The following is a 23,027-nucleotide window of genomic DNA, read 5'->3' as shown; positions in this document are numbered from 1 at the left end:
ATTTATACAAGGTAGAAGAATGTAAATACAAATACCCAAACTAAATCTACAAAGTGCCAGTACAAACCTACTTTTTCTACCATTTCGTAGTGTCCTGTGCGACGATAAACGCCCATTACTACATTATAAAAGATAAGAATATTAAGGATTACTCCAATAAGAACGTGAGTACCATGGAATCCTGTAATGAAGAAGAAGAAGTCTGCAAAAAGTGGTGGTCCATATTGGTTTTGAGTCAAACTAGCACCAAAATAAGTTCCTTCTACCAGTTTATCTCCCATAAACATAGTTGTTCCGTGAATAAAGTGACTCCATTCCCAAGCTTGACAGCTAAGAAAAGCAACACCACCTAAGATAGTCCAAAGCATCCATTTTTCTACTTCAGCTTGTCTTTCATCTTCATTAAGCGCAGGACTATGACCAGCCTCAACAGCCAAAACCATAGTAACACTACTCATAATCAAAATAAATGTCATGATACCAACAAAAACAAGAGGAGCATCTACACCATGAAAAAATGGCATTGAATTAAATACCTTCTCTGGAATAGGCCAATAGGTTTGAGAAAAGACAAAATCACTTGCTTCTCCTTGAAAAGAAGGAAATGCAAAACGGGCTACTCCATACGAAATAAGAAAAGCTCCAAAGGTAAAGACATCGGAAAGAAGGAAAAACCACATCATGAGTTTTCCATAACTTGCCTTTAATGGTTCGTTTCCACCGTCCCACATACTGCGAACAGGCGCATTCATTTGTGGTTTAGTAGATTCTGCAATAACTTCTGCTGCCATTGTATAAGTTGTATATAGATTTTTGTAATAAGATTTTTTAATAAAAAAAAAGCAAGACTTGTTTTGTTTTGAAGTTTGTTTTTTACTCTAGCCTTGTCTTTAATTTGATTTATTGTGTAAAATTAGTTAGAAAACTGCAAATTTCCTTATGTTAGACAACTAAAATATAGATTTTTTTATAATTTCAAAACTCAAATCTACTTAAATTGTTGTAAATCAGTTGGTTTTGAGCTTTGTGACTTCCTTTTTTATTCAAAATTTTTCTCAAAAAAACATGTCTAATTCTACTTTAAAGAAAATTTACGCAAAAAATATTGCTCTTATTCGTTTTTTATTTAGTCTTTTGGTAAATGGGTTTACCTTTTTTGGTATCATTGTCTGGAAATGGAACTTTTTTACTATCATTTATTTGTATTGGGCAGAAGAAGTAATTCGTATTATTTTTAGATTTTTTGAGAATAGAATCAATTATAACAAAAATCAAATTTCTAAAGCTGAATTAAAAGTCAAAAATGGAATTACAAGAACAATGCTTTTTCCGATGGGAATTTACTTTGTATTTATTATTGTCATCGTAGGAATTATTGCCTCTCCAAATAGCGATGCTACACTAGATAATCTATTTACAGTATTTTTTAGGAATATGGAATTTAATCTCAATCTAGGTTTAGCCATTTTGAGTGAAATAGCCATTTTGATATATTTATTTAAAAAACTAAATAAAAATAAATTTGATAATCAAAGTAAAATTGTAAGAAGTGAGGCGATGAGTCAAGAAGAATTAGAAAAAGAATTTTTGAGAAGCCAACAAGAAAAAGAAGCTAAAACCTACAAAAATCTTTATCAAAAAGATATGGCAACAAAAAACAATCAACCTTTTTCTACTCAAATGTTAGTTTTGCACGTTTCGATTGTCTTGGGTACACTTCTTTATTTTGCAGCTAATACTGACAAATTACCTATTCAGATAGACTTAGGAGAAGCTGGAAAGTTTGCTTTTGTAATTGTTTTTGCTGCTGTACAGACGGTTGGGGAGATATTGGCTTTTGTAAAGAGTAAGAAAAAGTAATTTAGAATAGAATTTTCAGTAAAAATATGTATATCTTGTTTTAAAAAAGATACTATACTCAATCAAAAGTAGTTTTCGAAACCCTAAGGGTTTAAATACATATAACTAAGGTCTGACTTGAACAAAATTGATTTACTTGCATTTAATTTAGCATTTACTATGAAAATCTTTAAAAGAAAAAAACTTTGGCGTTGGTTATTAATAGGTTTCATAACTCTATTTATTTCAGTTTTGATTGCTCCTTATATACTCTACAAAAATCAAGATTTTATTGCCGAAAAAGTAACTGAAAAGCTCAATGAAATGCAAGTAGGTCATACTACACTTGGTGGACTTCATATATCGCCTTTCAAAAACTTCCCTTATATTTCTGTTGATTTGGAAGACTTAAAATTTTATTCTTCTGATGATGAAACGCAGCGTCCTGTTTATGCTTTCGAAGATGTTTATATTGGTTTTGATGCGTGGAAGCTTTTGGGAGGCGAATACACTATAAAAAAAGTTGTTGTACAAAAAGGAGAGCTACATATTATTCGTTTTGAAGACAGCACTATTAATCTCGTTTTGGCTAAATCACTCAACCCAAAAGAGCTAAAAACAGAATTAGAAAAAGCTGAAAAAGACGAAAATAACCATTTCCATTTAGATTTAAAATCCATAGAATTAGTTGATATTTTTGTGGAAAAAGAAGATCGTTTGGAGAATAACCTTGTACAAACTCAGATAAAAAAAGCAAAAAGTACCTTTATCTACAATACAAGTTTTATCGATAATCATTTGGATATTGATTTTGAGTTGGTAGATTTGAATCTGCACAAGATGGACTTTTTTGTAAACAAACACATCAATATCATATCTGATATACATTATAATCTGAAAGATAATTATCTAGATATAGATCCAAGTGAATTACATATAGAAGGTGGTATTTTTGGCTTGGAAGGACGTATAGATATAGAAAACGATATTTTTATGGATTTGGTGGTCAGTGGAAAGAAACCTGATTTCAAACTTATTACTTCATTTGCTCCTCCAGATGTATATAAAAAATTAGAAAAGTATCGCAATGAAGGAGAAGTTTATTTCAAAGGTATTATTCAAGGAAAAGCGATGGGCAATGCACCTCAAATAACACTAGAGTTTGGTTGTAAAAATGCACATTTTATCAATCCTAATTCTAGCAAATCTATCAATGATTTGAGTTTTGCAGGTTTTTATACCAATGGAGAAGAACACAACCTCAAAACGTCTGAACTTTATCTTGAAAATTTGAGTGGTAAGCCGAATGAGAGTTTTGTAAAAGGAAGCTTTCATGTCATAAATTTTGATGACCCTTATTTTTCGATTGATTTGCACTCTAATCTAAATCTGACTTCCCTCTACGAACTCTTCGAATTAGATATGGTAAAAGACCTAAAAGGACAAGCGATTATTGACATGAACATCGATGAGCTATTAGATGCTAATGATATTCAGAGTATATTAGGGAAGCTAAAAGATGGCACAGATAGCCGTATTATTCTCAAAGATGTTAGTTTTTCTGCTCCTGATTATTATCCACATCCTATCAAAAATCTAAATGCAAAGGCGAGTTTTGTAGGTGGAAAATTACAAATTGATTATTTTGATATTGCCATAGAAGATTCAAAATTGGAGCTTTCGGGACTTGTTTCTAATCTTACAGCACTTTTGCACAATAAAGATGCTGATGTAGAAGCTGATTTGAAAGGCAAAGCATCAAAATTGAATCTTCCTGTACTCTTAGCTTTTGATTCTGCGCTTTCAAAGAGTACAACTGAGGTAATTAGCAATCTTGTTTTTGATACTAAATTTCTGACCAATACAAAATATATTCGTCAAGCTGATGGTATTCCACAAGGAGAATTTTTGGTAGATAGTTTGTTTTTTGATTTAAAAAATTATGCTCATACCATTCATGATTTTCATATTGATATAATGATTGATGAAAATGATGTTCGTGTAAAACGTTTTCATGGAGAAATTGATAAAAGCAATTTTGATTTAGATGCTTATCTCAAAAACTATCACGCACTTTTACCTAAACACGATGCCAAACCGATTGAATTTTATATCGATATTAAGTCCGATAATTTGATTTTTAATGATTTGCTTACCTACGAAGGCAAAAATTATTTACCCGAAGAATACAAAGATGAAACATTGAAGGATTTTGAAGTAGAAGCCTTACTCAATATCAATAGTAAAGATTTATTAGCTAGTGATTTTTTCAAAAATACAGACTTAAAACTTACTGATTTACACGGAAAATTTCGACAACACAAACTCAAAGTAGAGGGCTTACATGGCGATTTTAGTATGCGAAAAGGAGATTTGAGTATCAAAAATTTTAGTGGAAGATTAGGTAAATCTGATATTAAACTAGAAGCTCAACTATTTAATTATTTTGATAGCACAAAAACTTCTAAAGCCAAAGTCAAATTGGTGGCTCAAAATTTAGATGTCAATGAGATTATGAATTATGAAGAACCCAAAAAAGAATCAAATAAAAGTTTGAATAAAGTAGGAGAAACAGCATTAGCAGCTAATCATGATAGTGTTTTTAATATCTTTAGTATTGAGTTTCCAAATCTTGAACTAGATGCAAAAGTAGGGGATTTAACGTATCACAATTATCACTTAACCAATATTACAACTCAAATGCGAAGTACGAGCGAACATTATTTATATATCGATTCGCTTAGTTTTGGTTCTGCTGATGGTCATTTTGGACTCAATGGCTATTTTAATGGTTCAGACCCTACGCATATTTATTTTGACAGTGATTTGAAAATTGATGATGCAGACCTTGATAGACTTTTTTTTAGGTTTGATAATTTCGGACAAGATTTTTTAGTAAAAGAAAATATCCATGGCAGAATTAGTGGAACGGTAAAATCTAAAGTTCGAATGCACACCGATTTAGTTCCTTATTTAAGTGAAACAGAAGCGCATGCAGAGTTGAATATCAGAGATGGTAGTTTGGTAAATTTTCCTCCTTTTGAGGCATTTTCTGATTATATGGGAGATAAAAATTTGCAGAATGTTCGTTTCGGAGAACTTGCTAATATCTTTAATATCAAAAAAGGAAATGTTGATATTCCACGTATGGAAATAAGTTCTTCGTTAGAGTATATGTTTATTTCGGGTACTCAAAATTTTGATACGGATTTGAAGATGAATTATGTAGTCGAAGTACCTTTTAAGCTAGTCCGACAAGCAGCTTGGCAAGCTATGTTTAAGAAAAATAAAAAAGCAGCTAAAGATTTAGAAAAAATAGAAAATGAGATTCAGAGTTCAGACCCAGATAAAAATGCTGCTATGATTAGTATTAATATCTTTGGAACACCTGAAGACTTTGATTTTAAGATGGGCAAAGGGAAAAGAAAGAGGAAATAAAAAAAAGTATATATAACGAAAAAAGCATATGCCAAAAAATCTTACCCTAAGTCGTTTTTTATTTAGTCTTATCGTAAATGGATTCACGCTTTATGGAGTCTTTTTCTTTGACTGGAATTTCTTTACTGTTGTTTATTTGTTTTGGGTAGAGGAGATTATAAGGCTTATTTTTAAGTTTGTTGGAAATATTCTTGAGTATAAAAATAATATCATATCTAAACGAGAGTTTAAATTAGAGAAGAAAGCTGTTCTGAGAATGGGGGTTCTGATGAGTATATATTTTGTATGTATTTTTCTTTTTTTAGGTTATTTTAGACAGGTTAATAATCATATTTGGAAAGATAATTTGGATGTAATCTTATTTCAAGATATGCACTTTAATTTTAATATACTTCTGATGATTGTAAGCGAAATAATACTGTTTTCTTATCTTTTGAAGAATGTAAATACTCTCAAAGAAAAAGGTGAAAAAGCAGATAAAGAAGAGCTATTGAACGGTTTTTTTAGAAAAGAAGAAAAAAAAGAAATTGATATGAATGATTCAGAAAAAGTGATAGATGAGTATTATTTTCCTCATTTTTCTGTTTCAACAGTTTTCTTTCTACTATTTACTTTCTTAGGAATAGGCTTTTACTATGTTGGTAAAGGAAGGTTCAATTTACATACAGGAGAAACAGAAGAGTTTGTTTACATGCTTGTCTTTACAATAATTCAAATAGTAGGAGAAGTTTGGAGTTTTTTGTGGCACAGAAAAAATAGCTTGTAAAAAAAAGACTGACAAAATATTTCGTCAGTCTTTGTAGTCTATGAGTATTTCGAAGCATATAGACACACAATTTCTATAGCTTCAAAATCTCTCCCCCTTTGTTTATTTTTAATGTGTAACTTCTACTTTTAGATGAGGATAAAATTCACCTAACTTTTCGAAGAAATATTCAGCAGTAATTTTTGTTTTTGCTATATCAACAGCATGTTCTCCCTTAAATATTTGACTAATATCTGTATCTGTAAAACGACTGTTTACAATACGATCAATAGCTTGTAAAATACTTTTGCCTTTTTCGGATTTGATAATAATATCATATACTTTTGGACAGTCTCGTCCAGAAATAGCTAATATGTTTAATCTCATTTCCTTTTTTGCTCCTGTGAATTTTATTTCAGCAGTTTGAAGTTTTTCAGAACCAAACAAAATATGCTCAGATAAATCATTATGGATATCTGTATTAATAAAATGAAGTTCTTTTCCACTCAAGATAAAAAAAGCAGGGGCTTCTATCGTATTGGTAGTATTATATGTAAGAGACTGTCGTGCTGTATCTTTGATAGCAGTTTTAACAAACTCTCCCATATTTGACGGCAAAGTTGCAGAAGTATAAGCATCAATAGGATATTCTTTCATCCATTCTTTTAGATAAGGAACTTGTCTATCAAGGAAATCTTGTGATACTTGCTTTTTGTTATTTCGGAGAGCATCTATATTTTGATTTACCTTTTTTTGTTGGTTGAAGGCGTAGGCTATTATTCCTCCAACCAATAAGACTGGAACTATATATAAAAGTGTTACAAACATATATGTTTTTCATTTAGTTAGAACTATAAGACTAGTTTGATTTACTGTTTTATTTCAAGTAGCTTACAGGTCTTATAACTGCTTATCGCCGACTTTTTACTAAAAAAACTCATTACTTTGTACTAGCATTTTTTTTCATATAAGTTTTATATTCTTTTTCTGCTAACTCAATCATTGCATCAAACAAAACAGACTTTTGATCTAGAGTAGATAATTCTTCTTTTAAAGTTGTATTTTGTTTTCTAAGGTTAAGAATTTCTTGTTCTTGTTCGAATAAACGTTGTTCTGTGGTTTTCATAGTATATTGAATTTTGTAATTATTGTAACTTTTTAGTTTAAGTAATTTGAAGAATAATGTATCATCCCTCTTTACTATTGAGTTAGTTAGGTCTGTGCCGACAATCAACATTACAAATGTAAATACATAGAATTGATTTGAGAAGGTGCTTTTAGTAGGTGTGTAATTATAAGACAAACATGTAAAGTTTGAATTAGTATTCGTATTTCACATGTCTGTCTTATAACTGCTTAATAAGGTATAGAAGAAGAGGAGGGTATAAATCAATTTTGCTGAAATCCATTAATAATAGGCAATTTCAGACAGACAGTAGTTCCTTTTCCTTGTTCTGAAATAATTTGATAGTCTGTTGGTATCTTATATTTTTTAGATAATATTTCTAAACGTTCTTTGGCAATATCACCAGAAAGTGATTTGTGTTTCTTTTTTGGAGCTGTATGTATTCCTACTCCATTATCAATAATTTCTATTTGTAATTGTTTGGTTGCTACTAGTTCAGTTATTTTTATTTCTATACGCCATTCTCTTTCTCCATCAAAACCATGTAAAATACTATTTTCCACAAAAGGTTGAATAAGCATAGGAGGAATAAATAAAGCATCTATTTCTAACTCATCAGGCACTTGTATTTGATAAGTAAAATAATCTTTGAATCTAGCTTGTTGTAGGCTAAGATAATTATGCATTGTCTCTACTTCATCTTCTAATGAAATCATTTCTTTCCTACTCAATTCTAAATTACTTCGTAATAATCTACTAAATTGGTTTAAGTAATCGATAGCTTTTTTGGGGTCTTGGAAACGAATTAGACTTTGTAGAGTAGAAAGTGTATTAAAAATAAAATGAGGTTCCATTTGTGTACGCAGCAGTTTTTGTTCTAATATTACCTTTTCGTATTCCTGTTGGAGCTTTCGACTCTTTTGACGGTAGTAAAGAATAGCTAGAATTGCTAGTATGACTAAAATAGCCAATATGGTGATAGCAAGAAAATATTTTGTTTTTTGTAATTCACTTTCTGTTATTTCTACACTCTGATTTAGCTCCTTTATAGATTTTTTGTTTTCCTCAAGTTGATACATCGTATGCATTTCCTCTTTTGCTTGTAGTTCAGCTTTTTTCTGTTTTTCATCTGTCAGTTCTAGCACTTTTTCAGTAGCTTCGTGATATTTATCAAAATTTCTAAATTGGTAGTGATAATTCATCATGGCTTCCCCAAAAGCTAAATGCACTGAGTGAGATAAGTGGAGGGAAGTATCTTGTTGCATTTCTCTTAGTTTACTAATCGTACTATTAGCTTCATTCATTTTTTTTCTCTCTATACTATTTTGCAAGAGACGACAATAAGTTATGTATGTATTTGTAGGAGTATATGGTTTATCTTTCAACTCATTTTGGTCTATTTCTAAAACTCGCTGATAATAAACTCTGGCAGAGTCAAATTGATTACTGAGTTCAAAAAAACTAGCTTTGTGTAAGTAATAAAAGCGATTGCCTTCAACTGAAAGTAATTGATTCTCTCTTTTTTCTAAGTAATAACGAAGTGAATCAGTGTTTTTTTTGGTGTCGTAATCAGTAGAGAAAAGTTGTGTATATATTCTGAACCTTAAATAATCACTTTCAGGAAGAGAATCTATGTAGTTTGCAGCTTTTCTAGTCAAATCATACGCACTTTCCTTCAGACCTATATGAGCATTATTCTCAGCACTATATAAATAAAACATTATTTTATTCTTAGCTGGAATAGTTGAAATAGAAGGATTAGCATCTAGTATAGAAACTACTTTGTTTTTGTAGAAAGAAGAAAGGAAAAATTTGCTTCTATTAAAAGCAATAGTTCCTAACCCATTATAAATAAGTGTTTTTTCATTCTCAAAACCTTCTATATCCTCAATGAGAATAAGGGCTTTTGTTATATAAACTTCTGCACTATCTGTGTTTAAAGGAGCAAAACATCTTCCTATTTGATAATTTATGCTTGCTCTAGCTACTTTATCAGAAGTATACTGCTTTTGGTTTAGCAGATTTTTCCAATATTTTGCCTGATCATCCTCTTCAAGAGATGGTAATTTTGCTTTATTTATTTCTTCAAGTAATTGTTCTGTTGAAGAATCTTCTTGAGCTTCTGTACAAGAAGACAATACAGCAAAAAAGCTAAGGAAAGCAATAGCAAAGTATTTTATCATAATTCCGTCAAATAATTTAGTATAAGTAGTTAGACATAATTAGCGAGTGATTTTTATGATTACTATGATAATTGCAGGATAGTACATAAATACATTTTAATTATATATAAAAATAAATTTAGTGTTTTATTGTATTAATCTTGTATTTTATCTTAAAAATCATATAAATCACTCACTAATCAGTTATATGTATTATTAATTTTGCACGACTACTTATATTCTTTTTTTAATATAAAATTAGTTTTGTTGAAATCCATCAATAATAGGGAGTTTCAGACAAACAGTAGTGCCTTTTCCTTGTTCTGAAAAGATTTGATAGTCTGTAGGTATCTTATATTTTTTAGATAAGATTTCTAAACGTTCTTTAGCAATATCACCAGACATTGATTTATGGTTTTTTTTTGGAGTTGTATGTATTCCTACTCCATTATCAACAATTTCTATTTGTAATTGCTTGGTTTCGGCAAGTTCAGTTATTTTTATATCTATGTGCCACTTTTTTTCTCCATCAAAACCATGTAAAATACTGTTTTCTACAAAGGGCTGAATAAGCATAGGAGGAATAAATAAAGTATCTATTTCCAGTTCGTTAGGAGTTTGTATTTCATACGTAAAATAATCTTTGAACCTAATTTGTTGTAGGCTTAGGTAATTATGTATAGTTTCTATTTCATCTTCTAAAGAAACAATGTCTTGCCGACTTAATTCTAAATTGCTACGTAGCAGTTTACTAAATAGGTTTAGATAATTGATAGCTTTTTGAGATTCTTGAAAACGAATCAGACTTTGCAGAGTAGAAAGTGTATTAAAAATAAAGTGAGGTGCCATTTGTGTTCGTAGCAGTTTTTGTTCTAATACTACTTTTTCATATCCTTGTTGGAGTTCACTTTTTTGAGCTTCTTCTTTTTCTTTTCGATATTGATTAATACGCATAGCCAAAGCAATAGAAAACAAAATAACTTCAGCAGCCGAACCAATGAAAATAAAGTTTTGAGTTATAAAATTAGAAGGTATGACACCATTAATTTGTAGTATCAGTAATACAATTCCAGTTAAGTAACCTACCCAAGCAATACTATAAATTACTGCTTGTTGTTGTTTTTTAAAAATGAGTAAATAAAATCCTATCACAATTAGATAAAGACTAATTACTAAACTCATTACTTGAGATAAAGTATTTAAGATAATGCTATCTATAAATAAGTCAAAAATTGCCATTACTATACTTAATAGAGAAAGGAATTTAAGAACCCAGTAATTTTTTATACTATTTTCTTTTAACTTCAAATATTGAGAACAAAACTCTATAATAAAACAAAAAGCTAAAGCCAATATAAATACCAAATAATAATTCAGACTAGGTATATCAGGATACAAAAATATCTGTGCAAAACCTGTCAGCATTGCATAAAATAATCCTACACAAATAATATAGCCTAAATAATATATATATACTTTATCTTTTACATTAAACGCTAAAAAAAAGTTATACATAAAAAGAGCAAACAAAATCCCAAAGTATATTCCAAAGAAAAAATTAGAATTAGTTTGTTTTTTATCAATTTGTTTTTGGTCAGTCAAATAGATGGGAAGTTCTAAAGGAAATTGACTACTAAATCGTATATAAATCAACTCACTTTCATTAATATCAAATAAAAACATTCGATTGTTATAAGCACGTTGGTCAAAAGGTAGATGTGAACCATAGCGTTTTTTGACAAATGTATTCTCTCTGCTATAATATATATCAAGTGTATCAATTAAGGGATTAGCAATTTCTATAATTTTATTTTTAGCAGATATAGGTAGTTTTATACGAACCCAAATAGCACTATTTGTATTAGCAAAATTTAAAAAATGAGTTGGAGATTCTATAAATTTTACTTTATCTATTTTTTCAATCGTATGGTGGTGTAGAGAATCAACAAAATAAGAAATCTCTAACTTCTGTGCTTGGGAAGTAACTATAAAACCTATAAAAAAGAAAAGAAAAAATAATATATTCTTTAACATATTTTCAAAAAAATAAAATGAATAGTATCTTGTTCCATTTCGCTGAGTTTACTAATTATACTATCAGCCTCTATAGTACTGGACATGAGTTAAATTTTTGACAAAAAAAGGACAGAAAGAGTTAATTTAGAAGTGTGAAAACCAAAAAACTCTATTCCGTCCTGCTGAACAAATATACAAAGGAATTTTCAGATATTCCTATCCATTATGTTCACGCTACTTTGTTGCTTATTAGCTGTATTCTGATAAAAGAAACTGTTAATCTAAACAAATTAAAAAATCAAGTAGGTATTTTTTTAAATTCTCCTACTGTTCAAATTGATTCTCATTATAAACGGCTTACTCGTTATTTTTTGGATGTCTATGTTCAAAAAACACTATGGAAGCTGATTCTAGTTTTTAGTATAGGCTCTTTTTTGAATAGAAAAGACATAAAAAAAGAAATTTTCTATCTAGCTATGGATGGTAGTGTTTGGCAATTAGGGGAATATACCTATCATGTTTTGGTCTTAAGTGTTATTTATAGAAAAATGGCTATTCCTATTTTTTGGATCAATTTAGAACGAAAAGGTAGTTCTACTGTTGCTCATCGTAAAAGTTTATTAGCATCGGCTTTATTGTTATATCCTTTTTTAAAAAGATTTACAATTTTAGCTGATAGAGAGTATAAAGGTAGAGTTTGGTTTAGGTATTTAGAAGAACAAGGATATACTTACATTATTCGTCTTTGTAAGGGAGATTATCAATTAGAAGTTAAAAAATACCACAGCTTACTTAAAAAAGCTAAATCAGGCAAACTAGTAAGCCAAGAATTTGAAACTGACTTTGCAAAAAAACTAAAAATAGTGATTTCTTATAATGCTCAAGCAGCAAAAGAAAGTGAAAAGTTTGTCATTTTATTAACCAACAAATATCGTTTAACAAAGGAGAAAATTAGTGCTATCTATTATCTCAGATGGAAAATAGAGTGTTTATTTAGACATTTGAAAACAAATGGATTTCATTTAGAGGAGTTAGGAATGGTAAACCCAAGAAAAATTCGTGTTCTAATGGCATTAGTAATTGCATCTTTTTTACTCTGTATCTTAGAAGGAGTAAAAACAAAACAAAGAGTAAAAAAAGACAATGAATCCTTTTACGAGTCTGTTTTTAGAATCGGATATGGAAAAGTAGTATTTTATGCTACTTCTATAGACAAAATATTAAAAATAATAACCCAATTAGTGCAAAAATCTAAAACTCAAAATACAACCTAAATTAACACATGTCCAGTACTGTAATCAGCCTCACTCTTTTCTCCTTTCTGTATACTGATTTTCAAGAGATAACCATTATAAAGGTCTGTTTTTTTATTTTCAAAACCTTCTACATCATCAATTAGAATAAGAGCTTTTGTTGCATACATTTCTGCACTGTATATACTGAGAGAAGCAAAGTTTTTTCCTATTATATAATTTATCCTTGCATTTGCTACTCTATCAGAAGTATATTTGTCTTTGTTTAACTCATCTTTCCAAAAAACTATTTTTTCTTCTTGATTTAAAACCTTGTCAGAAGTTTTATCAGAAAGTTGTGCTTCTATCTCTTTTATTTCTTCAAGTAATTGTTCTGTCGAAACGTCTTCTTGAGCTTCTGTACAAGAAGACAATACAGCAAAAAGACCAAGTAACACAATAGTAAAGTATTTTATCATAATCCATTCAAGTTATTTAGTATATACTCTTTTCGTCTAACAGAAACAGAAATGTTTTTGCCATTCTTTAATAGAATATAACCTGTTTTTAAATATTTATCAATGTGAAATTTATTAACTAAAAAGGACTGATGACACCTCAAAAAAAACTCTTTTGGCAAAATTTCTTCGTAAAATTTAAGTGTCTTGGAAGCCAAAATAGATTGATTATTTTGTAAATAAATTTTGGTATAAGAAGAGTCACTTTCACAATAAACAATGTCTTTCAAACTAACCATTTGGATAAAATCTATTGAGGAAATAGAAATCATATCTTCCAAAGTAAGTTTTTTTCGTTCATAAGTAGTATTTGTTACAGCCAGTCTTTCATCAGCTGTTGGGAGTATTTTTTGTTCTAATCGTTCTATGGCTTTTGAAAACTCTTCATCGTTTATAGGCTTTAATAAATAATCAAAAGCTCCATAACGAATAGCTTTTATAGTATGCTCTTCGAAGGCTGTTATAAATATGAATTTGAAACCAACACGAGGAAAATGATTCAAAATATCAAAAGAAGTTCCGTCTGAAAGTTGAATGTCTAATAAGGCTAAGTCTGGTTTTAATCTTGGCAACTCTTGAATCGCATCTTTTACTGTAGCACTACTTCCTATATATTCTAATGAAGGATGATTAGTAACATGCCATATTATTTCTTCCCTAATTATTGGTTCATCCTCTATGACAAAGGTTTTTAGTTTATCCATAAATCCGATATTTATCTTTTAATATTTAACTATAAACTTGAAGTTGCGAAAGATACTAAAATTTGATTGTTTTTAGATTATAAAATTTATTTCAAGTGATTTAGATAGAACTTTACATGAAGGAAAAAGGTAACATGTTTAGTTACACAGACTTCGCAATTCCGTATAAATTATAATTTCGTAATTTTAGCACGGTTTTTTAAGTATATATTCATACTACTAGACATTATTCAAATAAATAGGTCAGTCCCAAAGGGCAGACTGTCTATCAAAACTAAAAACAAGCAAGATTGACCATAAACAGTCTGCTCTACGAGGCTGACCTATACAGTAATTAATAAAATGTCTAGTAGTATAGTATATATTGTTTCTTAGTCTCCAATTTCTATTTCCTAAATAATAACTATTTCAATGAAATTTCTAATTCCTATTATTCTAACAAGCCTTTTTAGTCTTTCTTTCATAAATAAAGATACAGATTCTTTTCAAACTGATAAAAACCAGATTACTGTAAAAGAATTTATTTCCTTTTTCGAAAATCGTACAAACCCAGATGCTGTTGATAAAGAAATCGGTAAAAAAGAATGGATTTATGTCAGTTCTGAAAAACACGGAACTACACAGGTTGATATGTGGATGTTCGAAATCTATTATCACGATGTGCAGTATATCATGCAGAGTATTTTTTCTCCTGAAAAAGGATTACAGACCAATCAATTACAACTCCACTTTCAACACCGTCAGCCGTATGAAGATTTTGTAGCACAGTTTGTGGATTCTAATTTAGACCAAACAAAACAAGAGAAAAAAGGAAATATCTACATTACACATTATGCAAATGATAAATATTTTGTTTATACAATCATTGATAGAGCGCAAAAAATGCCATATCGTGTTACGATTGCAGAATTACCTTAACAATTTGTAACTTAGTAGCGTTCTAATAACGTAAAGTAGGCTTGAAATAAGTCGTAATTTTTAATCCGTAATCCGTAATCCGTAATTATTTTAACTTATGGCTGAATATATATTATTATCGATTTTTATTGTATTTATGATTCTGTTTGTCATTTACTCTCGTACCAAAAAACTGAGAGATAATTTTAGACACAATATGGATGAGGAAGAAGTAGCCATCGAACCACCACAACCAAAACCTAGACGTTCTTTGGAAGATACTTTGAAGGCACTTACACAGCCTCATGAACTTCCAAAAATAGAAGAAGAAGAAAATCCTGCTGAAAACCTTTTGCAAGAAGTAAGAGATAGACGAGCAAAAGACCTTTTGGAGAGAAATAAAAGTTTGAGAGAAATTCCTGATAAAAAACCAATTATTCCAAAATTAGGAACTCCTATTACAGAAAGTCCTGAGACAAGGCGTTTGAAAGAGCAACTATCACGAGGAACTAGACAAAATGATACAGGAAGTCAAAACTATTATTCTATGAATAGTGATGAAGCCCATTATGCTAATTACAAAAACAAACAACAAAATTCATCTAATAAGTTTGGTGGCATGATGCGAAATTCTAATTCTGTTAAAGATGCTTTTATTGCTTCAGAAATATTTAAGACTAAATTTTAAGAAAATGAACTTTTTATTGATTCTAATCAAGACTCTTTTTTTTACTTTTCTATGTTTTATTTGTTTTTATAATAAAGCACAAACTACGCAAACAGAAGTAATATATTTTCCAACGGTAAAAAACAAAAGTGTAAAAGAACTTCAAACTAAAACAGGGGAATTTGAGTATGAGTTTTTGATGACAGATAAAAGTAAATGGAAAGCTCGTTTGTTTATTCCCAACATCAAAGAGGAGCAAAAAATACCCTTGGTTATTGCATTACATTGGGCAGGAAATAAAAATGTTTATAAAGAATTTGCTACATGTTTGGCTTTTCCTGCCTTTGATAGTAAGAATGTAATTATAGTAGCTCCTTCTTCAGAAGGAAAAATGTGGACAGATGAACCAATAGAAATACGTCTTATTCGTTTGGTAAAACAGCTCAAAAAATATTTGCCTATTGATGAAGATAAAATAATGATAATGGGATATAGCAATGGAGGAATCGCAAGCTGGCAATTTGCTTTAAAATACCCAAAGTTATTTTCGGTAGCTTTACCAATGGCAGCTATTTATTCTTCAAAAAAAATAACTATTCCTGTGTATGCTTTACATGGAAAGAATGACGAGTTGTTTGATGTAGAAAATTCTGAAAAAAGCTTGTTAGAATCGATTTCAAAAGGAAGTAAAATTGAGTATAAAATCATTGAAAATTTGTCCCATTACATGGCTTGTAATTATCTGGAAGAGTTAAAGAAAATGATTGATTCGATTAATAAAGAAGTGTTTTGAAAAACTGGATACACCTGTATTTCAACAAAGTAATGCCTAAAAAAGTATTTTTTAGTTTTAGATTCGTAAATTTGTTAATCTTGTTCATTAAATCCTTATATAATTTTGTTTTTTAAGGATTTTAGTGTAATTTTTTATAAAAATAATTCAAATTAGTTTTGATAAATTCCCTTTTGAAAAAAACTAATTTGTTCCTAAATATGCAAAAATCCCTTGTTTTTATTTTTTGTTGGTGTGCTTTCTTTATTTCTTCTTTTGGAGAGAAGGGGAAAACTGTGGCTCAAAATTCGTTTAAAAGTCAAAACTCTTCTTTTGAAAAAGTAAATGAGAAACCAAATAAAACTCAAGATAAAACTCAAGTAGAATTTGTGTTAGACAAAACACTAAGAGGACATTCAGCAGGTGTGCAAAATATTCGTTTTAGTCCTGATGGAAAATGGATTGCTTCGGCTAGTCTTGACCGAACGATTATTATTTGGGATGTCGAAACAGGTATTTTAAGACACCGTTTGTATGCTCACTCGGCAAGTGTTTATGAAGTTACATTTAATCAGAAAGGAGATTTACTTGCCAGTGCTTCCGAAGATGGAACAGTTTGTTTGTGGGATGCTCGTTATGGAAAACTTTTAGGGACGTACAAAAACAAGCCTTTATCTCTTACCAATGGACTTATTTTGCGTTCTGCTTCCTTTGTTGTTTTTTCTCCAGATAATAAATACTTGTATTTTGGTGGCGACAATGGTTATGTTATGCGTGTTCGTATTGATATTCCAAATCAGATTCCGATGCAAGTTTTTTCTATTAACTCTGAAAAAGATTTACTTTCGAATACTATTACAGGAGGAACGATTGCAAGCACAGGAAAAGAACTTATTTTTAGTGTCGATCATTATGTGTATGCTATTTCTCTTCAAAATCATAAATTAGTTCGTCGTTTTCATCACTCAAAATCTGATATAAATGATATTGTAATCGGTGCAAACAAAAACCAAATTACAGGTTGGGGATTTGATGGAACGCTTGTTACTTGGGATTATTTTTCTACCAAAAAGTTAGATGTTTTTCAAGTTTCTCCAAAAGAAAATTATAGTGCTGCTGCATACAGTAAAAATGGAGAATATATAGCAACAGGTGCAAATGGAATCGTTGCCAAGATTTGGGATACAAAGACAAAAGAAAATATAGCAACACTTTCAGAATCGAAGAGAATAGTGAGAGTTTGTCGTTTTAGTCCAATAGAAAATAAAGTAGCAATAGCTTCTTACGATGGAAGAGTCTATATTTGGAAAGAAAAAATAGAAGATGATGAGCAGAAAGAATTAGAGGAACTAGAAAAACAGCAAGAAAAAATTTTAGCAACTACAAATCAAAAGGAAACAATCAATCAAGTAAAAAATGGAGCGTGTGATACTGTTTTTGTGGATAGAATTGTAGAAAAGATAGTTGAAACACCAATTTATTTAGAAGCAAAAAATAATTCAGAAAGTCAGCAAGCAAGCCTAGAAAATATAGAACCAATTATAAAAGAAAAAATAGTCTATGTTCATGATACAGTTTACATTCGTGATACCGTTTATCAGAAGGTTTTTATAAAAGCAGAAACGAAAGAGGATGTGAAAAATAATTTAGAGAATGATAAAAAAAATGATAATAAAGAAAGTCAATCAACCATAAAAAAAAATGGAATTCAAAATCCTTTAGAGATACATATAGATAGCACAGAAGAAACAAAACAGAATAATCAAGACATAAAACAAGAAGAAGAATCTGAATTTGACAAACAATTTACAGTAGGAAAGACACTCAATCTTCATAATATTCAGTTCAAACAAGGAACTTCAGAACTACTTTCTCAAGCGTATCAAGATTTGGAAAAATTGCTTTCTATTTTGAATAAGTATCCAAAAATGAAGATTTCTTTGGGAGGACATACCGATAATGTCGGTTTGCATACAGTCAATCTTCGTCTTTCGGGTGAGCGTGTCAAGACTGTTCAAAATTACTTAGTTTCTAATGGTATTGCTCGTTCACGCATTCAAACAAGAGCTTATGGTGGAAAATATCCTATTGCAAGCAATTCAGATGAAGAAACACGAAAACTCAACCGTAGAGTAGAAATCACAATTCTTTCGAAGTAAATTAAATTAAATCTAGTATTTTAATATAAAAAGTCTTACCTTGTAGGCGTATGCACTTTGTTAATAAACTGTTTTTTACATTAGGAACAGAAATTAATTAAGATGTATATCTTTTAATACAAGTGATTGATAATTAAGGTATGGCATTCGTAATTGTTCCTTAGTATCTAACACTCTAAAAATTTTATACTACCCATTTATTAAAAACAAAAAAATATGAACAACAAAGCTAATTTTGTGTTATTTTTCTTACTTCTTAGTGTTTTTTTTAGTCTTTCTTTAGCTTCTTGTGAATGGAAAAGTGAAGAGGACGAAGTTGGAATTGTAGAATGTGATACTTCACAGGTAACACTTTCAGGAACGGTAAAGCCTATTTTACAAACAAACTGCTATTCGTGTCATTCGGCTGCTGGTGCATCATCTTTGGGAGCTGGAATAAATTTAGAAAGCTATGCGTCATTAAAAAGTAGAGCTACGAATGGTTCTTTATTGGGAGCTATCAAACATTCTTCTGGATATTCACCTATGCCAAAAGGTGCTGCAAAAATAGCTAGTTGTGATATTCGTTTAATCGAAACTTGGATTAATGATGGAGCAAAAGATGATTAAATTATCCAAAACAGCTTTAACAAATCCTACAAAACATATTTATTGCAATTATTACTACTAAAAAAATAAAATAATGAACAAAAATTATTCATTTCTTTCAGCTTTTTTAATCTTCTTTTTTACTTGTTTTTCATATCAATTTGCAGTTGCTCAAGATGATTTAGATGCTCTTTTAGATGAGCAAGAACAAGAAAACCCTACAACAGAATACATTACAGGCGCATATAAATCAACTCGTCTTATCAATCTACATACTTCTGAAAAAGTAGCCAAAGGAGCTTTAGAGTTCAGAATTTCACACCGTTTCGGAACGCTTGATGGTGGTGGTTATGAGTTTTTTGGACTAGACCAAGCTACTATTCGATTAGGTTTTGAATATGGATTAAGTGATCGAATTATGATAGGTTTGGGCAGAAATTCATTTCAAAAAACCTACGACGGACTTTTCAAAGCAGACCTTTTAAGACAAAGCACAGGTGAAAAAAATATGCCGATTAGCCTAACTTATGTAGGAACAACAGCCATAAATACCTTAAAAGCAAATGCAGGAGAAGAAAAAACTTTTGCAAATCGATTGACTTATACACATCAAGTGATTATAAGTAAGAAATTTAGTGAAGGGTTTTCGTTTTTGCTTGCTCCTTCGTGGGTACATCGCAATCTTGTTCCAACAGCAGAAGATAAAAATGATTTGTATGCGTTAGGTTTTGGAGGAAGAATAAAACTAACAAAACGTACTTCTTTTAATGCAGAATATGTTTTTAGAATGCCAGTTGAAAATTCACCTCTTTTTGATTCCTATTATAATTCTCTTTCTGTTGGTTTTGATATCGAAACAGGTGGACACGTTTTTCAATTACATTTGACAAATTCTCGTTCAATGATAGAAAAAGGATTTATTGCTGAAACTGGTGGCGACTGGCTAGACGGTGGCATACATTTTGGCTTTAATATCACTAGAGAATTTGTAGTCAATAGAAAAAAATTCAAATAAATTAATCAAACTTTAATCATCATTTCACCTATGAAAATTTATCACTCAGTATTTTTTATTGCAATATTATTTGTTATTCAAAGTGTTAATTCAACAGCCTTTTCACAGCGTTATACATTAGAAGAAAGTAAAGTTCACTTTTTTTCTAGCGCACCTATGGAAGATATAGAAGCAAATAACAAAGATTGCAAAGGCGTAATTGATACCAAAACAAATGCTTTTTCATTCCGTATTCCTATCAAGTCATTTATTTTTCCATCTTCTTTGATGCAACAGCATTTTAATGAAAATTATATGGATAGCGAAAAATATCCAAATGCAACTTTCAAAGGAACGATTGAAGGAGATTATGACCTCACAACGGATGGAACGTATGATGTTGTGGCAGTTGGAGATTTAGAAATTCACGGCAAAAAACAAGCTCGTAAAATTCCTAGTCAGATAATTGTCAAGAATGGAAAGGCTTCTATAAAAAGTACATTTGACGTAAAATTAGAAGACCACGATGTCGAAATTCCATCACTTATGTTTCAAAAAATAGCTGAAACTGTCAAAGTTGATATGGATTCGGATTTGAAATTATATGAATAGGAAATTGAACACAATTTAAAAACTATATTTTTGCTTTCACGAGCATAGATTTCCAAAGAAAAGGCAGACGACCACAACCCACAAAATCGGTTACTTTAAAGTCTGCCTCTTCTAAAAGTTGTGTAAGTGTTTTTTTAGACCAAAATTTTATATGTCCTCCGTCCCAAAGAACTGTAAAATGAGAATCCATTTTTCCAGTAACTGATAATAATACATTTTTTAAGTAACCATGATAAGGTGTTGTAATCAAAATTTCTCCTCCATTATTTTTTTGAAGAATTTGTTTACAAAAAGAAATATACTTTTTTGGGTCGTAAAGATGTTCGATTACTTCAGTAGAAATAATAGTATCAAATTTCAAGTTTACTAATTCATTAGGCAAAGAATCTGTACTCAAATCTTGAACAAAAAAACGTTTTTTTCCTCCTTGTTCTGCCTGACATTCTTTGCGTTGATTTGCTATTTCAACTCCACTTTCAGAAGCATCAGTTCCATATACTTCAAATCCTTTTTGAATCAAAATAGCTGTCAGCCAGCCATTTCCACAACCTACATCAAGGATTAATTTATTTTTATTTTTGTCTAATAGAGAAAGAATATTATCTACTAAATAGTTTTCTGTATGATCGTTATTGGCTATCTGATAACCGTAATCTTTGTATTCACTCATTGTTTTGATGAAATATGAAGGAGTTTTTTATAGTTTGATTTCTTTTATTCAGTCCACAAACGTCTATTTGGAATATCATTTTTTCCTAAAGTAAAAATAGCATTTATCCCAAAAATAGGCGTTTGTTGATTCAAATTTCTTGTAGGTTTTAGTTCTTCGCCAGCCATATTATATTGTGCTAATGCAATAAACTGTTTGGTATGAAGTCCTGCAAAAGCTCCCAAATAGATATTTTTATGAATAGGAAAAAACCATTCTGTTTGTATGCGTTGTTCTTGAAAAAAACGACGTTCTGACTTAGGATTTATCTTCTGAATTTCTTTAAAAAGCTCAAAAGAAATTGTTCCGATGAGTTTTTTTTGTGGGTTGTTTTTTGAAATTGTAAAATATTTGTTTGCTGCAAACTGAAAACGAAGCCTAGAAATAGGGTCGTAAAAAGAATTATTTGATAAAATTCTTTCAATAGCAACTTGCTGCCATAAGGTCAAATCAATTTTTTTGATAGGTGAATAATGGCGTAAATGTCCACGCAAAGTAGTCGTATTAATATTCAATTCGGAATACCTAAAAGAAAGTCCTCCTATCCATTTTTGAGAAAGTAAGCGTTCATAACTTAGATACAGACTTTGTTGATAAAAATAATCTTTATCTGTCTGTTTCATAGTAGAATGTTTACCCAAAACTTGAATAAGAAAAACATTTTTCGAAACAAAATTACTATCCAAATCAGCATTATCATTTAAACTAATTTGAGTATTCAAGCCAAACCAAATATCATTCTCTAGTCGTACTTTTTCTTTTGGATAATCGTTTTGACTATATGACTCATTGCATAATAACAACCCAAAAAATATAAGTAGAAAGCAGAAATGTAATTTCATAATTTACAGTTAATCATTAATAACTTATCACTAAATTAAAGTACATTCAAAGTCTGTTCCTTTATCTTCTCTAATTCTTCTTTCATTTCCACGACAAAATGCTGCATATCAGCATCGTTTGCTTTTGAGCCGATTGTATTTATTTCTCTACCCATTTCTTGCGCTATAAAATTCAGTTTTTTTCCACTTGTATTTTCCTTTGTTAATTCTTTCAAAAAGTAGTCAATATGCGTTTTTAAGCGAACTTGTTCTTCTGCAATATCTAGTTTTTCGGCATAATAAATAACTTCTTGTTCGAAACGATTTTTATCAAAATTATCTGAATTGACTACGCTCTCAATATTTTTTTCTAATTTCTGACGAATTTTTTCTATTCTGCGAGGTTCAATCTTATTGATTTCTGAAAGCGAATTTTTAATAGAACTCAAACATTCCTCTATTTGATTTTGTAGAGATTTTCCTTCGTCTTTTCTAAACTCATTACAATCTAAAAGAGCCTTTTCAATGGTTTGATAGATAGCTTTCCAATGTGATTCGATGGCTTCTTCGTTGGCTTTTTCTATAAAAACATTGTCTTGCATCATTGCAATTCTGAAAATATCATCGGTAGGAGCGTTTAACTCTTTAGCTGATTTTATCATCGCTTCATAATAACTACTTACAAGCTGCTGATTGACAACTAATTGAGAAATATTCTCTCCCTTCGAAACGTAATTGAGGGTTATATATACTTTTCCTCTTTCTAGTATTTTTTGAGCTAGATTCTTTACTTCAATTTCTTTATCTGCAAACAGTTTTGGAAGGCGAAGACTACAATCTAAATATTTCGAATTGACTGTTTTTATTTCTGTATTGATGGTATATTCTTCGTTCTCTAAATTGCTACTTCCATAACCTGTCATTGATTTTAACATATTCTTTTATTTTCTAATTGCTTATAAAGTGAAGTTTGTTTTTTGAAGTGATAAAGATAAGAAAGTTTGATTGAATTTATTGGTTACGTTCTA

At 30.0% G+C, this 23,027-nt stretch carries 21 protein-coding genes; 11 read left to right on the top strand and 10 right to left on the bottom strand.

Annotated elements, in window-relative coordinates:
• Window positions 1-2: 2 nt before the first annotated feature.
• The gene (locus ACE193_RS08455; protein ID WP_375562561.1) at window positions 3-791 is read right to left on the bottom strand and encodes a cytochrome c oxidase subunit 3; all 789 of its coding nucleotides are present in this window, start codon (window positions 789-791) and stop codon (window positions 3-5) included.
• Window positions 792-1,065: 274 nt separating this feature from the next.
• Here ACE193_RS08455 and ACE193_RS08450 point away from each other — a divergent pair, with 274 nt between their 5' ends.
• From ACE193_RS08450 to ACE193_RS08440, 3 genes are all read left to right on the top strand, one after another.
• The gene (locus ACE193_RS08450) at window positions 1,066-1,860 is read left to right on the top strand and encodes a DUF6498-containing protein (RefSeq protein ID WP_375562560.1); all 795 of its coding nucleotides are present in this window, start codon (window positions 1,066-1,068) and stop codon (window positions 1,858-1,860) included.
• A 159-nt stretch (window positions 1,861-2,019) separates the two neighbouring features.
• Complete coding sequence (locus ACE193_RS08445; RefSeq protein WP_375562559.1) at window positions 2,020-5,277, top strand: AsmA-like C-terminal region-containing protein; 3,258 nt, start codon at window positions 2,020-2,022, stop codon at window positions 5,275-5,277.
• Window positions 5,278-5,305: 28 nt separating this feature from the next.
• A complete protein-coding gene (locus tag ACE193_RS08440) occupies window positions 5,306-6,043 on the top strand; it encodes a hypothetical protein (RefSeq protein ID WP_375562558.1) in 738 nt (245 codons plus the stop codon).
• A 108-nt stretch (window positions 6,044-6,151) separates the two neighbouring features.
• On the opposite strand, the gene ACE193_RS08435 is transcribed toward ACE193_RS08440, so the two are convergent.
• From ACE193_RS08435 to ACE193_RS08420, 4 genes are all read right to left on the bottom strand, one after another.
• On the bottom strand, window positions 6,152-6,850 hold the full coding sequence (locus ACE193_RS08435) for a hypothetical protein (protein WP_375562557.1): 699 nt from the start codon (window positions 6,848-6,850) through the stop codon (window positions 6,152-6,154).
• A 112-nt stretch (window positions 6,851-6,962) separates the two neighbouring features.
• Window positions 6,963-7,148, bottom strand: coding sequence for a hypothetical protein (locus tag ACE193_RS08430; protein ID WP_375562556.1), 186 nt, complete (start codon window positions 7,146-7,148; stop codon window positions 6,963-6,965).
• A 263-nt stretch (window positions 7,149-7,411) separates the two neighbouring features.
• Window positions 7,412-9,331 carry a sensor histidine kinase gene (locus ACE193_RS08425; protein ID WP_375562555.1) on the bottom strand — a complete coding sequence of 640 codons (1,920 nt, stop codon included), beginning with the start codon at window positions 9,329-9,331 and terminating at the stop codon, window positions 7,412-7,414.
• Between the two features lie 237 nt (window positions 9,332-9,568).
• The gene (locus tag ACE193_RS08420; protein WP_375562554.1) at window positions 9,569-11,344 is read right to left on the bottom strand and encodes a 7TM diverse intracellular signaling domain-containing protein; all 1,776 of its coding nucleotides are present in this window, start codon (window positions 11,342-11,344) and stop codon (window positions 9,569-9,571) included.
• A gap of 134 nt (window positions 11,345-11,478) precedes the next feature.
• Between ACE193_RS08420 and ACE193_RS08415 the strand changes: the two genes are divergently transcribed.
• On the top strand, window positions 11,479-12,600 hold the full coding sequence (locus ACE193_RS08415) for a transposase (protein ID WP_375559008.1): 1,122 nt from the start codon (window positions 11,479-11,481) through the stop codon (window positions 12,598-12,600).
• On the opposite strand, the gene ACE193_RS08410 is transcribed toward ACE193_RS08415, so the two are convergent.
• Window positions 12,597-13,037, bottom strand: coding sequence for a hypothetical protein (locus ACE193_RS08410; RefSeq protein WP_375562553.1), 441 nt, complete (start codon window positions 13,035-13,037; stop codon window positions 12,597-12,599). The genes ACE193_RS08415 and ACE193_RS08410 overlap by 4 nt on opposite strands.
• Complete coding sequence (locus ACE193_RS08405; protein ID WP_375562552.1) at window positions 13,034-13,780, bottom strand: LytR/AlgR family response regulator transcription factor; 747 nt, start codon at window positions 13,778-13,780, stop codon at window positions 13,034-13,036. The genes ACE193_RS08410 and ACE193_RS08405 overlap by 4 nt, the downstream gene beginning before the upstream one ends.
• 411 nt (window positions 13,781-14,191) lie before the next feature.
• On the opposite strand from ACE193_RS08405, the gene ACE193_RS08400 reads away from it, so the two are divergent.
• The 7 genes from ACE193_RS08400 to ACE193_RS08370 all read left to right on the top strand — a co-directional run bounded on the left by ACE193_RS08400 (window position 14,192) and on the right by ACE193_RS08370 (window position 20,469).
• Window positions 14,192-14,698 (top strand): hypothetical protein, encoded by a 507-nt coding sequence (locus ACE193_RS08400; RefSeq protein ID WP_375562551.1) that lies wholly within the window; start codon window positions 14,192-14,194, stop codon window positions 14,696-14,698.
• 97 nt (window positions 14,699-14,795) lie between these two features.
• The gene (locus tag ACE193_RS08395) at window positions 14,796-15,365 is read left to right on the top strand and encodes a hypothetical protein (RefSeq protein ID WP_375562550.1); all 570 of its coding nucleotides are present in this window, start codon (window positions 14,796-14,798) and stop codon (window positions 15,363-15,365) included.
• 4 nt (window positions 15,366-15,369) lie between these two features.
• Window positions 15,370-16,137, top strand: a complete 768-nt coding sequence (locus ACE193_RS08390; RefSeq protein WP_375562549.1) for a prolyl oligopeptidase family serine peptidase — start codon at window positions 15,370-15,372, stop codon at window positions 16,135-16,137.
• Window positions 16,138-16,337: 200 nt separating this feature from the next.
• A complete protein-coding gene (locus ACE193_RS08385; RefSeq protein WP_375562548.1) occupies window positions 16,338-18,275 on the top strand; it encodes an OmpA family protein in 1,938 nt (645 codons plus the stop codon).
• Between the two features lie 216 nt (window positions 18,276-18,491).
• Entirely contained in the window at window positions 18,492-18,884 is a 393-nt protein-coding gene (locus tag ACE193_RS08380) for a c-type cytochrome (protein WP_375562547.1), read from the top strand.
• Window positions 18,885-18,957: 73 nt separating this feature from the next.
• A complete protein-coding gene (locus ACE193_RS08375; RefSeq protein WP_375562546.1) occupies window positions 18,958-19,878 on the top strand; it encodes a DUF5777 family beta-barrel protein in 921 nt (306 codons plus the stop codon).
• A 30-nt stretch (window positions 19,879-19,908) separates the two neighbouring features.
• Window positions 19,909-20,469, top strand: a complete 561-nt coding sequence (locus ACE193_RS08370) for a YceI family protein (RefSeq protein WP_375562545.1) — start codon at window positions 19,909-19,911, stop codon at window positions 20,467-20,469.
• 22 nt (window positions 20,470-20,491) lie between these two features.
• On the opposite strand, the gene ACE193_RS08365 is transcribed toward ACE193_RS08370, so the two are convergent.
• From ACE193_RS08365 to ACE193_RS08355, 3 genes are read right to left on the bottom strand one after another with little or no spacing between them, the layout of a single operon-like run.
• Window positions 20,492-21,139, bottom strand: coding sequence for a class I SAM-dependent methyltransferase (locus ACE193_RS08365; RefSeq protein ID WP_375562544.1), 648 nt, complete (start codon window positions 21,137-21,139; stop codon window positions 20,492-20,494).
• A 44-nt stretch (window positions 21,140-21,183) separates the two neighbouring features.
• Window positions 21,184-22,020 (bottom strand): hypothetical protein, encoded by an 837-nt coding sequence (locus ACE193_RS08360; RefSeq protein WP_375562543.1) that lies wholly within the window; start codon window positions 22,018-22,020, stop codon window positions 21,184-21,186.
• Window positions 22,021-22,055: 35 nt separating this feature from the next.
• On the bottom strand, window positions 22,056-22,934 hold the full coding sequence (locus ACE193_RS08355) for a YicC/YloC family endoribonuclease (RefSeq protein WP_375562542.1): 879 nt from the start codon (window positions 22,932-22,934) through the stop codon (window positions 22,056-22,058).
• Between the last annotated feature and the right edge of the window lie 93 nt (window positions 22,935-23,027).

It is taken from the genome of Bernardetia aquimarina, assembly GCF_042180575.1.
Classification (GTDB): domain Bacteria; phylum Bacteroidota; class Bacteroidia; order Cytophagales; family Bernardetiaceae; genus Bernardetia.
This window is presented reverse-complemented; position numbering and strand designations above follow the sequence as displayed.